This is a genomic window from Spirosoma aerophilum, from assembly GCF_054782495.1.
Genome location: NZ_BAAGSJ010000013.1, coordinates 2,010,044 through 2,023,840 on the forward strand (window position 1 = coordinate 2,010,044; position 13,797 = coordinate 2,023,840).

Below are 13,797 nucleotides of genomic sequence, written 5' to 3' on the forward strand. Positions count from 1 at the left end.
CGTTTATGCACACATAGAAGCATACCGTGATAACCAAATCTAACGACCGGTTCAAAACCAGTCCAACAAATTCAAGTACACGAATAGAGAATTTCCGATACTTAGTATGAATCCAGCACGTCTAAGGCAATATGTCTGCCTGTATGCGTCCGTTACGAACCCGGTTGTTTCCGCTTCTCCTGATCCTTCTGCCCCTGGCTGGTCTGGCCCAATCGGCGGGCAGCGACCCCAACCCGACCCAGTGGATCAACGATGGTCAGACCTATTACAAAATCCCCGTTGCCGGAAATGGGCTGTACCGAATGACGATCTCAGACTTACGAAACGCCCGCATTCCCGTTGACCAACTAGACCCAACGACCCTCCAGCTGTTTCACCGGGGTATTGAACAGGCTATTCATGTGGCGGGTGAACAAGACGGGCGCTTCGATAACGAAGACTTTTTGGAGTTCTACGGGCGCGGGAACGATGGCGTATCGGATTCTCTGCTGTACCGCCCCGCCAGCGCACAACCTCACCCCTATTATAGTCTCTTCAGCGATACGACAACGTACTTCCTGACCTGGCGACTCGATGGAAAATCCGGCAAACGGATGGTAGAACACGCCGACACATCCGTTGCTAACCTACTTCCCGAACCCTACCACTGGGCCGAAGACCTACGCGTATTTACGACCGACTACCCCGGATGGCCCGGCGGGATACATCCTAAAATCGAGTACAGTTATTTTGAAACAGGGGAAGGTTATACGGGTTCGATACAGCAGAAAGATAAACCGCTTACGCTTTCATTTTCCCTGAAAAACGCGGTCAGGACAGGACCTCCCCCTCAACTCGATCTCCTGTTGGCGGGTCGTGACTACACGAACCACCACGTTTATTGTCTGGTTGGGCCTACCCCCGCCAGCCAGCGTCTTCTCGACTCCGTCCGATTTTCCACTTACGATAACGCAAAGATTCAGCAGCCGGTTAGCTGGGCGGATATTGGTCCGGACGGCAATGTTTATGTGACGCTGGTTTCACGCGGGGAAGAAATCAGCGTTGACGCCTACTCCCTCTCCTATTGTAAACTTCGCTACCCGCAGGTCTTTCTTAGCAGCAGCCAGCAACTGACTTATACACTGGCACCAAACACCCGTGGGCAGTCTTTGCTCAAGATCGCCAAAGTACCCAACGATACCCGTTTCTGGGACATTACAAACCCCGGCAACCCGGTCCAAATCAGACCACATATTCAATCAGATACCGTTCAACTACTAATCCGTTCCACAGAAACTGTCCGCGTTATTCATAGCACCAATCAGCCAAAAAGCATTACAGCTATTCAACCTGTCACGTTCACCAACTGGAGCCGTCGTAAGCCCACTTATCTGATTGTTACCCACGAAGCACTTATGCAGCCAGTTAATGACCCGGTTACCGGCAGTTGGGTCAACGCAGTGCAGGCGTATGCCGGCTACCGGGCTTCTGCAGCGGGGGGTAGCCACGATACCCTAACAGCAACGATGCAGCAGTTGATTGACCAGTATAATTATGGCGAACGGAGCCCATTGGCCATTCGTCGTTTTGTGGCTCAATTAGCCCGGCAAAGCAACGGTTCACTACGCTATTTGCTGCTCCTGGGCCGTGCCCGGAGTACACCCGGCATTCGACGTAACCCGAATCAGGCAACGCTGGATATGGTCATGACAGCCGGTTTTCCCGGCTCTGATGTCGCCTACACATCCGGGTTAAATCAGGTTGAGAATAAGGGGTTGCCAGATGACGTACCTGCCATTCCAACGGGGCGCATCAATGCCGGAACGCCACTGGAGGTGGTCAATTATCTCAATAAGGTAAAGGAATATGAAGGGCAGTTCGACAATTTGTTCTGGCACAAAAATCTGTTAATGCTGAGCGGAGGGCAGTCTCCGGGAGAACGTGACTTATTTAAGAGGCTGGTCGAAAGCTACCAGAAACAGGCCGTTGGCGAATCGCTGGGCGCACGGGTGACCCTACTGTCAAAAAAGACCGACAATCCGGTGGAACCGGTCGATGTGGTGAAACCCGTTAATGAAGGCGTCGGTCTGATCACGTTCTTTGGGCATTCGGGCCTCGACGTTACGGATGTAGAAATCGGTTTTAGCTCGAACGACGCGTTGGGCTACCGCAACAAGGGTAAATATCCAATCCTACTCATTAACGGTTGTGCCATTGGTAACTTTCTGTTTGGCAAGCCAACCCTCGCCACTGACTGGGTGCTGACGCCAGAACGGGGAGCGATTGCGGCCATTGCCAGTAGCCACCTTGGTCAACCGGATGTGATGCACCGCTACACAACGGCGTTTTTTTCGCTCCTGACCGATAGCACCCAACTGAACAAATCCATCGGGCAGCTACAGCAGGAAACAATTCGCCGTGTTCTGGAACGGACTACCAACGGACGAGAGCTGGCAAATGGTCAGCAGATGATCCTGCAGGGTGACCCCGCCATTCGGTTATTTCCCGTCAAAACCCCCGATTATGGCCTGACTTCCGGTGATCTGACCATCCAGAGTGCCGATCAGCAACCCCTGACAATCCTTAGCGATTCCGTACAGATCCGGGCTGTTGTCTATAATGCAGGCCAGTACCGGAGCGGCCCGTTGCCTATCCGGGTACGCCGATGGGTGAATGACCATGAGTCAGGCGTTTTCAACCTGCTTATTCCGCACTCAGTGGCTTACCGAGACACCCTAAGCCTAACGTTTCCCAATGAGCGAACCGCTGAAGGAATTAACCGATTTGAGGTAACGATAAACCCAGCTGATTTACCCTTTTCCTGTACGGAAACCAATCGAACAAACAATCTGGTGTCGGTGGAAATGGCGATTCCAGGTTCAGCCCCTGTCCTTATTTACCCACCCGTCAACGCAGAAATCCGAACTACAACCGTTCAACTGACGGCCCATTACCCCGACAGCAGATCCCGGCTTTTTGAGCTTCAACTCGACAGCACAACCCATTTCACCAGCCCTTTTCTCCTATCGCGACGCCTAACGGCAACGGGTGTCATTAGCCAGACAGTCACCCTGTCGAAACAGGCTAATGTAGCTTACTACTGGCGGGTTCGGCTGGTGAAGGCCAGTGGAGAGACGACGCCAAATGACTCCGCCGGGTGGTCGTATGGGTCGTTCAGGTATGTACCGGGCAGCACAACAACTCATTTACCCGAGGGGCAGCTCTGGCTCAAAACAGCCATACCGAACGATATCCGGCAGGGCGACAGTGTATTGATCCAGGCACAATTTACCAACCTGAGTCCATATGCATTCACGGATTCGCTGGTTGTCCGGCAAACCCTTTACGCAGCTGGCCTCCCAAATTCGTCAACCCTAATCTGGAAGATAAAAGCACCTTTGCGGCAGGATACGTTACAGCTTACGACTCGGATCGACACAAAAAACATACCCGGCACCAATAGGATTTTGTTAACCGTCAATCCGCGCCTTCAACCCGAGTCGTCGTTTGTGAACAACACACTTGATCTGAGTCTGCCCGTCCAACCTGACCGGTTAGGCCCACTGCTCGAAGTTGCCATTGACGGCAAACAGATTATGGATAGCGCAATCGTATCGGCCCGCCCAATGATAGACATACTGCTGGCCGATGATAACCGGTCACTTATCCGACGCGACACGGTGGGACTTGATTTATTTCTACAGCGGCCCAGCCCCAAGGCAGCCTTTGCGCGTTTGAGCTGGCGGGGAGCTATTATCCAACCTACCGGGTCTGACAATATATTTCGGCTCCGGTATCCTTTCTCCTCGTTAACGGACGGTGTTTATCAGTTGCTGGTTACGGCCCGCGACGCCGTTGGCAATGCCGCCATACCATACCGGGTTAGCTTTCGGGTAGTTAGGGAGCGCAGGCTGACCAACCTAACCCTTTATCCCAACCCCTTTCAGAATCTAACGATCATCTCCTTTCAACTGACGGGCGATCAGCCCCCTGGTCAGGCTTTCCTGACGTTTACAAATCTGACCGGGCAGGTGGTGCGGCAACTGAACGGATCGCCCAGGGTGGGTTTGAATGAGTGGGCATGGGACGGGCTCGACAACGACGGGCACCCGCTACCGGCAGGTACATACCTTTATAGACTGACGCTGCAACCCGCTTATGGCGATGACTGGCCTATACGAGCTAGTGATAAACGAAGCGGCCGCATCCTTTTGATTCGTTAAAAGAGATTTCAGTCATTTACCCGGCTAATCCCAACATTCCATAATCAGCAGATCACCGTTTTTAGCGTCGATCCTGACAAATCCGTCCTGAGCAGCCTCGTTACTGCTGCTGGTATAATAGCCCAACGTGAGCGTGGCGTTCTGAAGGTTATACGCCAGCCCCTCCGAACAGAAACCGGTTACGGTACCCACCGGAATGAGCGAAATAGGTGTTCCGGCTTCATACCACTTCTCAAATTGCCCGACCAGGGGAAAGATTTTCGAGTGGTCGTCGATCATCACAATTCGAATCCGGTCTTTATACCGGACAATATTCGTCATGTTCGTGATGGTATGATCGGCCCGGCGACCGGTTGCCCAGATAATATTAACGGCCGGGTACCCCTGCTCGATCAGGTACTCGATGCCTTTGTCGAGGTCCGTTTTATTCTGATCGGGTGTGTGTACGATGTCAATCGGATACTGCCGTTCCCGAATGGCATTCAGGTCCAGATCTCTGTCGAAGTCGCCGAGCAACACATCGACTTTGATACCTAAATCCAGCACCCGCCAAATGGCACTATCGAGCACCACTACGGTCGGGCTCCACTCCAGAAGCTGGCCCAGTAATTCGGAGTTACAGGCTTCGCCATTGGCAATGAGCAGGGCCGGTTCCTGTTTTTCTCGGACAATATGATGAGATGACATAATGGATCAAAGATAATCGGGTAAGTCGGATGGATCCTGTTTAATTTTACAGGAAGTAACGAACATATTTAACTTTGAAATCCGCTCTACGTTTTCTGACTTTACCCCGACTATTGGGGTTGTACGTGGTTCTTTTCTGCCTGGTAGCCCTTCAAAATTACCTGCTCGGGTTTGGCAATTACAACAATTATCTAATGTTTGCCCGGCCGTTTCACAATCTGTTGCTGGACAAAAGCATCTACGGCCTGCACCCCGAACTCTACGACGACAATTATAAATACAGCCCGACGTTTGCCTGGCTAATGGGGCCATTCTATTACTTACCGAATCTATTGGGTATGATTCTCTGGAATCTCCTGAATACAGTGGTGCTGCTGGCGGGTGTCTGGTTCTATCTATCCGACGAAAAAGACCCGGCGCTGCAACGGCGAAAAGCACTCTTGATCATAATCCTGGAAGCGCTCATTACGGCGCAAAATCTGCAAAGCAACAACCTGATTGTGGGGGCAATGTTGTTGGGTTTATATCACCTCCGCCACGAGCGAGTGTGGCAGGCCGCATTTTTCTTTGTCCTTTGCGGCTTCATCAAATTCTACGGGGTGGCGGCTGCGGGCTTCTTTCTGTTCTATCCGAAAAAGCCTCAATTCATTCTGGCGATGACCGGCTGGACGGTGCTCTTCGCCCTAGCTCCCCTGACTATGATTCCGGTCGATCACCTGCTGGCTGAGTATCGGGAATGGTTCAGCGTTATTGTTGTGAGTAAACTAGGGTTACAGGTATCGGTAATGGGGATTGCCCAGTCGTGGTTCGGGATGGCGAAAACGGATGCCAATTATCGAATGATCGAACTGATTGGAGCTACTCTTTTCCTGCTCCCTTTCCTTCGGTTCGGCCTTTGGCAGGATCGGGTGTTTCAACGGCGCATGGTTGCCTATTTTTTGCTGTTTATGATCGTTTTCAACAAAATGGCCGAATCACCTACTTACGTAATGGCGGTTACGGGCGTGGCTTTATGGTGGATTACCCTTGATACGCCCACCCGTCTCGACCAGATTTTGCTAGGCTTAGTGATCATCTTTACGTCGCTATCTCCCACCGATATCTTCCCCCAGGTAGTTCAGAAAGAGTTTTTTCAACCCTATAACATCAAGGCTCTCCCCTGTCTGTTTGTTTGGGCAAGGGTGCAGTATCAAATCTGGACGCAACCGATGCCCGCTAAACCCCTCGAAACGTTCGCCTGAGAGGTGTTTCCAGCTAAAATTTACAGAAGTCCACTTTTCAATATCTTCTCGATATCTTCCGGGCTATCGACACTTGGGGTCTGGAAATTGGTGGGAACCAGTTTAATTCGATACCCCGCTTCCAGCCAGCGCAGTTGCTCCAGCGACTCGGTTCGTTCGAGGAGCGACGGGGGTAGCTGGGTCAATTTCTCCAGTACATCTACGCGGTAGGCATACAAGCCCACGTGACGATGGTAGGCATGTTTCGCGTGCCATTGGTCGGGCTCAACACCCCACAGGTATGGAACCGCCGAACGGCTGAAATACAGCGCTTCGTTCTGGCCGTTTATAATAATTTTGGCTTCTTTCGGGTCATGCAGCATCTCTGCCGAATCGACCGTCGCCATCTGGGTAGCCAGCTCCACCGACCCATCGAGAATAGCCGCCAGTTCGTCGATCTGAGCCGGGTCCAGGAAGGGTTCGTCACCCTGAATATTAAGCACGTAATCCGATGAATTGCCGGTAATACCCCCGTCAGCTACCAGTCGGTCGTAGGCCTCCCAACAGCGGTCAGTACCGCTGGGATGGTCGGTTCGGGTCATAACAGCCTCGTAACCAAGCCGACGAACGACTCCTGCGATGCGGTCATCGTCCGTTGCCACCACCACCTTCGATAGAGAGGCTGCCTGACTTGCCTGTTCCAGTACCCGCTGAATCATGGATTTGCCACCTATGTCGGCTAAAGGTTTGCCGGGGAAACGGGAAGAGCCGTACCGGGCGGGGATTATTCCGATAATCATGTAATAAGAATTATGTTACAAAGAAAACTCAGAGCTGCACAGGGGGCTTATTTTGCTGTGCTTATTTAGGCTCCGGCCCATTTGGTCCTACGGTCCAGTAAGTGGACTCCACGGCCTGCCGTTGCTGGTAATACTGGTCGTAAACAGGCTTGTAACGAAGTCGTTCGGCCATAACCGTTTCGAACTGACCAAGGAGGCCAAGCAGAAGTTCACATCCTTCGCGCACGGCAAACTGTCCGCTCTGGCTACCGGTAACGTAATCAACAAGGCCGTTGGTCACTACATAATGGGTGAATAACGGATTGGCCTGTCGGCGCACCATGATGCGAACGCCCACAATTTCGGCAACAGAAAGATCAAGGGCATCATCGAAGAAAAAGGCAACTTCCTTCGGTTCCAGGTTGTGCTTTTCCAGAAGATGAGCCAGTACATCAACTTTATGCTTGGCCTGCGAATAACAGGCGTGGAAATGCTCACGACCCACAAGGGCATCAGCCAGCGTATTGGTTACGCCAGTAATCACAGCCGCCACCGGTAATTGCCCGTCATGCTGAAGCCAAAGCCCGAACCGGAGCAGGTTTGTCCCCATGGAGTCGACTTCGCTGAACGAACTGCTTCCCGCTTCGGTCTTGATCCCGTCGTTGAAAACGCCGTCCCAATCGAACACGATGGCTTTGACAGACCGAAGCTTATCCTTCAGCGCGTCGGCAGGCGTAATAAACTGACCACCCAGGGCGGTAAAGGTTTTTTCGATGTCAACCATGAGAGAGATATAAGATGTACGATATAGGATGTATGATGTTTCAACTAGGAATACGTCCTATATCATACATCATACATCTCTTTTCATACATCACTAAGCTAGTTCCGGCAGTGTGTTGCGGTATTTTACTTCAACCGCGTGGAGCTCGATGAGGGGTTTCATGAACTCTTCCAGATACCGAATGTCCAGTTGGCTGGCGGCATCGCAAAGGGCCTCGGATGGACAAGTGTGTGTTTCCACAAACAGACCATCGACACCAGCAGCCACACCAGCACGAGCTAATACGGGCAGGTACTCCCGTGCGCCACCTTTCGCATCGGCCGACGGAATACCGTATTTGCGGATGGCGTGGGTAACATCGAACACAACGGGGTAGTTGGTACGCGCCATGTGGTAGAAAGCGCGGGGATCAACAACCAGGTCATTGTAGCCAAACGTGAAGCCCCGCTCGGTCAGGATGATCTGCTCGTTACCGGAATCCTCGATCTTTTTGACCGGGTGCTTCATGTTTTCGGGTGCCAGAAACTGTCCATGCTTCACATTGACAACCTTACCCGTTTGGGCGGCAGCCACCACCAGCATCGTCTGCATGCACAAATAGGCCGGAATCTGCAGTACGTCGACCACTTCGGCAGCGGGCGCGCACTGGTCAGGATAATGCACATCCGTCAGCAGTGGAAAACCGAACTGCTCTTTTACCTTAGCCAGGATCTTAATGCCTTTCTCCAGGCCGGGACCATTGTAGTAGTTCAGGCTGGAGCGGTTATCCTTCTGGAACGACGATTTGTAGATGATCTTGATACCGAGCCGTTCCTGAATTTCGCGGAGCTGCTCAGCCACCGTCATCATAATTTTTTCATCTTCAATAACGCAGGGACCGCTGATGAGGAACAACTCATCGGAACCGCATTCAATGTCGCCAACGCGAACGATTTTTTGAGACATGGGAATAGTGTTAAAGAGTTGTGGCACAGAGATACACGGAGAATAAAGGAGATGCACAGAGGTTATTTTTCTCTTTGCTATCGCCGTGTATCTCCTTTACTCTCTGTGGCTCTCTGTACAAAACTTTTTTTATAGCCGCCGGAACAAGTCCTTCAGTACATCAATGGTGATCGTTTCCTGCCAGTTGTCGCCAATGGCGTGCAGCCACATGTGCGGCAAGTTATACGACACATGGGCCATCTGGGTGATGGTATCGTCGCTCCAGTCTTTCGACAAACCCTGTGGCAGGTCGATCTGGTGGTAGGCAACCATTTCCTTGAACTCGGCAACGCCCTCCGGATAATAATCCTCCAGGTGATTCATGATCAAACAATTGGCGTAACAATGCCGGGTTCCCAGAATTTTCGACAGGCCGTAGCTAAGCGCATGGCAAACGCCCACTTCCGAATAGGTTAAGCTTAGGCCGCCCATCATCGAGGCCACCATCAGTTTATCGTCGTTCTCTGGCGTCTGGCCCGAGTTTTCGCCTAGATAAATCTCCCGGCAAAGCTTCATAGACTGTTCGGCAAAGGCGTGGGAATACGCGTTGTTCAACCGTCCATTCTCCGATTCGATGCAGTGGATATAGGTATCCATGCCCGTATAGAACCACCAGTTGCGGGGTACGCTGGCAATGAGTTCGGGATCGAGGACGATCTGATTAAACACCGTCCATTCGCACTTCAGACCGAGCTTTTTAACCGGTCCTGTCAATACGGCCGTCATCGATACTTCAGCCCCGGTACCCGAAATGGTCGGTACACCGACGTGATAAACGCCCGGTTTCTTGATCAGATTCAATCCCTGGTATAAGGTCGATGAACCTTCGTTCGTGAGCATCAGCGACAACGCTTTGGCAATATCCATGATGCTGCCGCCACCAATGCCAACGACACCCGACGGAAGCCCTTTCTTCGCCAGAATTTCGTCGCGAAGCTGGTCGATCTGGTCGGTGGTCGGCTCGTGCTCTTCGACGCTGATGTAATACGTCAAATCTTCGGTATGCGCCGGAACCTGCCCTTCGAGGGGTTTGCCTTTAAAATAATTGTCGACCAGAAAGACAAAATAGCCTTCGTTTTCGGTCCGAACGGGTGCGATGATTTCGTCGAGTTGCGAAAAGCTCCCCCGACCGAAAACGGTCTTCTCGACCCCTTTAAAATTTTTATGCGTGGTTTGTGTAGCTACCATTGTACCGTTAAGCCATATTGGCTGAAAAATGAATCTTTTGTGGCGACAGCTAAATCTTCAGCTAACGCTTGGGCGATAATAATACGGTCAACCCGAAACGTCGGACCGTGTATCTTTATGATGATTTGGCAATTGCTGCAACTCCAACAGATGATTAAATTCGATTGGCATTACCCAAAAATGATTACGATCAAGAAAATCAAATAATTCGGATATAGATGTATTGAGATCCAGTTTTCCCAAACTCACTTTGATTGTTATCTCCCATGAACTTGCAATACTAATAAAACAAGTAGTGGCAGGACTTTGAATCATCTTGGTAAGGTCCTCAGACAATGTCTCATCACCACCATAAAACCAGAAGCAATGTGTGCGTATCGAGCAGTAATCGCATTACATATACTCGTTAAAATCGTCCAATGGCGCATCAAAGTCATCAGACAACTTTACTTTCCCTTTGGCATAGTCAAACTCGCGTTTTTCGAGCTTTGTGCTGCGCTGTTTTTTTGCTCGCAAAAAGGCGACAAAATCTTCTACTTCCCGACGCAATTCGGGAGGTAAAGCGGAAATTTCGGAGAGTAAGGCTGTCGTTGACATAATTATACCACTAAATACGCTTACGCTTCGACCAGGGTTGCTTTCCGAATGGCGGCTTCGATGTTCGACGCCAGTGTAGCCACTTCGTCAGACGTCCAGGTAGCCCGGATACCGAATGAAATCAGTCGGCCGATGGTCGCCTGAGCGTTGGGAATGTCGAGATTCTTATAGTCCTGGGGCGCTCCGAACTTTTCGATGGGCAGCGCTGAGGCCGTCCTCATTTCTTTGATATGATCCCACTGATTGATGAAGTGGTACATGTTCGTGAACCAGTAGTTGAACCCACCAATACCGGCCGCGTTCATTTCGGCGACCACCCGCTGAGCGGTTTCCGTATCGGGCAGCAGCATGTTCAGGAACGTAGCCGAGTCGCCTTCGGTATCAGGAATTCGGGCAAACGCCACACCGGGAATCTGGCCCAGAGCGGCCATCAGCTGGCGTTTGTGGGCGTTATTATTTTTGATAATCTCGGGGACCCGGCGCGTTTGCACGAGCCCAACTGCGGCATGAAGCTCACTAATGCGGTAGTTGAAACCGAGGATTGGGTGTTGTTCCATGCCTCGGTTACTGCCGATGTGGTCGTGGCCGTGGTCGGAATAGGAGTCGGCATGCTTATAGGCCACTTCGTCGTTGGTTACCATAACACCACCCTCACCCGCCGTGGCGATCTTGAAAAAGTCGAACGAATAGGCTCCGGTTTTACCCCAGAGACCGGTTGATGTCCCTTTGTAGCTGGCACCCATTGCCTGACCAGCATCTTCAACCAACACCAGATTGTGTTCGTTGATGACCGCCATAATAGCCTCCATATCGGCCATTTGACCGCACATGTGGACCAGACAAACCCCTTTGGTACGGGGAGTGATCGCCTTTCGAATACCTTCGGCACTGAGGCAAAGCGTCTCGTCGATGTCGGCGAAAACGGGCAACGCACCCACCATCAACACGGCCTCGATGGTAGCGATATAGGTAAAAGGCGGCACGATGACTTCATCACCGGCACCGATCCCGGCCGCAGCCATGGCGCACAAAGCCGCTGTTGACCCGCTCGAAACGGCGTGGGCGTATGTAGCGCCAACAAGTTTGGCTACCTCGGCCTCAAACTCGCGGGCTTTGTAAATATTATTTCGTTGTGCTTCGTGATTATACCGAAACAGGATGCCGGTCTCAAGCACATCGTTGATTTCTGTGCGCTCAGCGGCTCCGAAAAATTCCATTCCTGGCATGACGTAATCCGTTTAGTCGGTCGCCTGGAAACGTACACTGCCCGGCGACCATTTATACGGCAAAAGTACGGTTTTTCACCCGAGAACGAACACATGGTTTCGCGGGGACTTGCTATTCCTTAATACGGCATTTTCTTTTCCAGCGCTTTCCACTCCCGAAAAACAGCCTCGGCTTCGTCGCGCAGAAGTTGGTGCATGGGAATATGCCGGTGCTCGTGGTGTTTATCGATCTCTTCATAAATAAATTGATCGTCGAAACCTGCGTTGGCCGCGTCGGTATGTTGAGCGGCATAAACAACACGGATCGGACGCGCCCAGTAAATGGCTCCCAGACACATCGGGCAGGGTTCGCAGGAAGCGTAAAGAGTACACCCATCCAGTTGAAACGTACCCAGATTCCGGCATGCATCGCGAATGGCCACCACTTCGGCATGAGCCGTCGGGTCGTTCGTGGATGTGACCATGTTAAAGCCCTTCCCGACAATTTCGCCATCGCGAACAATGACCGCGCCAAACGGCCCACCCTGATCGGTCGTCATGCCTTCGCGGGCCAGTTGAATCGCTTCCCGCAGAAAAATTTCATCCTGATTTGTCATGATTATTGATGAATAGTGGTCAGAAACTGTATAACGGCGGCCTGTGCGTTTCTATGTATGCGTAACGCAGCCGGAGCCAGTTCGTCCCGCAGGGTTTCGTACAGGTTCATGGCTTCGGTCAGGCTCAGAGACAGACTGGCCCGATCGGGTGTGGCAACGGTTTTTTGTAAATGCTCCAGTTCCGTTGGTGTAAAGCTTGTTTCGGCCCGCCGAACCCCTCTTGGAAGGGCTTTGTGTTTAAGATGCAGCATTGGCCCCAACACCATATTACGAATAAACGACAGGAATTCCGTCGCTTCAAAATATTCGCCCCGGCCAATCTTAAGCGCGGCATAGTGCATCCAGACCCAGAAACGATCTTCTGTCCACTGAAAATCGAATGGCGGATAACCAGCCTCTGACTTCGCTAAGATAGCCGTCAGCAGTTGCTCACGCTCCCATAAAATTACCGGATTTTCGACCCGCTGGTAAAACTCATCGGGCGTCAGAAACTTAATATCCACGTGTAGTAAGGGCGATTCATACAGGGCAATCAGCAGGCGCGGCTCACCCACGTGATCGCCCCGAAACGACGCCAGTAAGGAGCCGAAGCGGGATGCATAGGCCTGCATCTGTTCGGTATCGGGAGCAATTTTCCGACTCAGAACCAGTATTAAATCCAGATCGGAGTAATCGTCCAGCTCACCCGATGCCCACGAGCCACCCACTGCCAGCCCAATCGCTTCGGGGTCCTGCCGACACACATTTGTGGCCCTGTCGATAAATAGTTGAAAAGAAGATAAAGGAGATGACATGCTCCGGTTCAGTTAGTAAATTATCGGAGAACAGACCCGCATTTCCTTTAGTTCAGCCACCCTTACCGGACAGGGAGCACCAATCCGACACCGTTTGAGGTAGCCGAGAGCAGCCATCGTTCCTGTTTGTCGCCCCGATTTTTGAAGATGAAGTAGTTGACCAGATCAAACGCAAATAAAAACCCACCCTGCAACATGATCGACTTGCCGTAACCCCGCAGTTGGTCGACCTTGTCGGGCTGATTGGCTCCCCGCTCCCGGAGGTAAGCACCACCGACGACATAGGCGACGTCGAGACCGGTGTTGAGCAGCAGAATTTTCTTCATGTTTTCGTGCTGTCTCACCGCATCCGCCAGCGTTTCGGAACCGGTCTGCGTTTTGCGTGAACCAAGTAGCCCGGCCCCGGCAATGCCCAGATTGACCAGATTCCAATACACGTTCATTTTATGAAAATACTTCGTTTCACCCGATGTCTGTCCGGCAGCAACGGCGCCAACGGCAATGTTCGCCAGCGCATAACTGCCAAGGGTAAGGCCCAGGGTTTTCTGATGCCGGACGCGCTGCTCGGTGAAGTTTTGCAACTCAGGAGATGGCGTCACCCGCTGGGCTGAGGCTCCTCTGTTCAGGAGAAAAGCCCCGGTTGCCAGCACGATTTTTATGGTTTTTGACACAGGCCAGACCGCCGGAGCGGTATTACGAAGAAAATAGAGATTCACGGAGCGTTTCTTTTATCAACAAGT

Annotated in this window: 12 protein-coding genes; 2 read left to right on the forward strand and 10 right to left on the reverse strand. The window is 51.8% G+C overall.

Going from position 1 to position 13,797, the window contains the following annotated elements; translation table 11 throughout:
* Nucleotides 1-143: 143 nt before the first annotated feature.
* On the forward strand, nt 144-4,202 hold the full coding sequence (gene porU2, locus ACYVK4_RS19710) for a putative type IX secretion system sortase PorU2 (protein ID WP_461129240.1): 4,059 nt from the start codon (nt 144-146) through the stop codon (nt 4,200-4,202).
* Nucleotides 4,203-4,226: 24 nt separating this feature from the next.
* Here porU2 and ACYVK4_RS19715 read toward each other — a convergent pair whose 3' ends face one another.
* Nucleotides 4,227-4,889, reverse strand: a complete 663-nt coding sequence (locus ACYVK4_RS19715; protein WP_461129241.1) for a thiamine diphosphokinase — start codon at nt 4,887-4,889, stop codon at nt 4,227-4,229.
* Nucleotides 4,890-4,963: 74 nt separating this feature from the next.
* Here ACYVK4_RS19715 and ACYVK4_RS19720 point away from each other — a divergent pair, with 74 nt between their 5' ends.
* Nucleotides 4,964-6,130, forward strand: a complete 1,167-nt coding sequence (locus tag ACYVK4_RS19720) for a glycosyltransferase family 87 protein (RefSeq protein WP_461129242.1) — start codon at nt 4,964-4,966, stop codon at nt 6,128-6,130.
* Between the two features lie 20 nt (nt 6,131-6,150).
* On the opposite strand, the gene kdsB is transcribed toward ACYVK4_RS19720, so the two are convergent.
* The 9 genes from kdsB to ACYVK4_RS19765 all read right to left on the reverse strand — a co-directional run bounded on the left by kdsB (nt 6,151) and on the right by ACYVK4_RS19765 (nt 13,710).
* Nucleotides 6,151-6,909, reverse strand: coding sequence for a 3-deoxy-manno-octulosonate cytidylyltransferase (gene kdsB, locus ACYVK4_RS19725; protein ID WP_461129243.1), 759 nt, complete (start codon nt 6,907-6,909; stop codon nt 6,151-6,153).
* Nucleotides 6,910-6,970: 61 nt separating this feature from the next.
* Nucleotides 6,971-7,672: a phosphatase gene (locus ACYVK4_RS19730; protein ID WP_461129244.1), complete on the reverse strand. Its 702-nt coding sequence runs from the start codon at nt 7,670-7,672 to the stop codon at nt 6,971-6,973.
* Between the two features lie 93 nt (nt 7,673-7,765).
* Nucleotides 7,766-8,617 (reverse strand): 3-deoxy-8-phosphooctulonate synthase, encoded by an 852-nt coding sequence (gene kdsA, locus ACYVK4_RS19735; protein ID WP_012927347.1) that lies wholly within the window; start codon nt 8,615-8,617, stop codon nt 7,766-7,768.
* Nucleotides 8,618-8,746: 129 nt separating this feature from the next.
* Nucleotides 8,747-9,844 (reverse strand): iron-containing alcohol dehydrogenase family protein, encoded by a 1,098-nt coding sequence (locus ACYVK4_RS19740; RefSeq protein ID WP_461129245.1) that lies wholly within the window; start codon nt 9,842-9,844, stop codon nt 8,747-8,749.
* A gap of 393 nt (nt 9,845-10,237) precedes the next feature.
* Nucleotides 10,238-10,441, reverse strand: a complete 204-nt coding sequence (gene vapB / locus ACYVK4_RS19745; protein ID WP_461129246.1) for a type II toxin-antitoxin system VapB family antitoxin — start codon at nt 10,439-10,441, stop codon at nt 10,238-10,240.
* A 20-nt stretch (nt 10,442-10,461) separates the two neighbouring features.
* A complete protein-coding gene (locus ACYVK4_RS19750) occupies nt 10,462-11,667 on the reverse strand; it encodes a DegT/DnrJ/EryC1/StrS family aminotransferase (RefSeq protein WP_461129247.1) in 1,206 nt (401 codons plus the stop codon).
* Nucleotides 11,668-11,786: 119 nt separating this feature from the next.
* On the reverse strand, nt 11,787-12,263 hold the full coding sequence (locus tag ACYVK4_RS19755) for a nucleoside deaminase (protein ID WP_461129248.1): 477 nt from the start codon (nt 12,261-12,263) through the stop codon (nt 11,787-11,789).
* Between the two features lie 2 nt (nt 12,264-12,265).
* Entirely contained in the window at nt 12,266-13,057 is a 792-nt protein-coding gene (locus tag ACYVK4_RS19760; RefSeq protein WP_461129249.1) for a nucleotidyltransferase domain-containing protein, read from the reverse strand.
* 62 nt (nt 13,058-13,119) lie between these two features.
* Nucleotides 13,120-13,710 carry a DUF6992 family protein gene (locus tag ACYVK4_RS19765; RefSeq protein ID WP_461129619.1) on the reverse strand — a complete coding sequence of 197 codons (591 nt, stop codon included), beginning with the start codon at nt 13,708-13,710 and terminating at the stop codon, nt 13,120-13,122.
* Nucleotides 13,711-13,797 lie beyond the last annotated feature (87 nt).

Bases quoted from the DNA above. Each gene is read 5' to 3' on its own strand.
- porU2 (WP_461129240.1), top strand. From the start codon at position 144: ATGCGTCCGTTACGAACCCGGTTGTTTCCGCTTCTCCTGATCCTTCTG.
- ACYVK4_RS19715 (WP_461129241.1), bottom strand. From the start codon at position 4,889: ATGTCATCTCATCATATTGTCCGAGAAAAACAGGAACCGGCCCTGCTC.
- kdsB (WP_461129243.1), bottom strand. From the start codon at position 6,909: ATGATTATCGGAATAATCCCCGCCCGGTACGGCTCTTCCCGTTTCCCC.
- ACYVK4_RS19730 (WP_461129244.1), bottom strand. From the start codon at position 7,672: ATGGTTGACATCGAAAAAACCTTTACCGCCCTGGGTGGTCAGTTTATT.
- kdsA (WP_012927347.1), bottom strand. From the start codon at position 8,617: ATGTCTCAAAAAATCGTTCGCGTTGGCGACATTGAATGCGGTTCCGAT.
- ACYVK4_RS19740 (WP_461129245.1), bottom strand. From the start codon at position 9,844: ATGGTAGCTACACAAACCACGCATAAAAATTTTAAAGGGGTCGAGAAG.
- vapB (WP_461129246.1), bottom strand. From the start codon at position 10,441: ATGTCAACGACAGCCTTACTCTCCGAAATTTCCGCTTTACCTCCCGAA.
- ACYVK4_RS19750 (WP_461129247.1), bottom strand. From the start codon at position 11,667: ATGCCAGGAATGGAATTTTTCGGAGCCGCTGAGCGCACAGAAATCAAC.
- ACYVK4_RS19755 (WP_461129248.1), bottom strand. From the start codon at position 12,263: ATGACAAATCAGGATGAAATTTTTCTGCGGGAAGCGATTCAACTGGCC.
- ACYVK4_RS19760 (WP_461129249.1), bottom strand. From the start codon at position 13,057: ATGTCATCTCCTTTATCTTCTTTTCAACTATTTATCGACAGGGCCACA.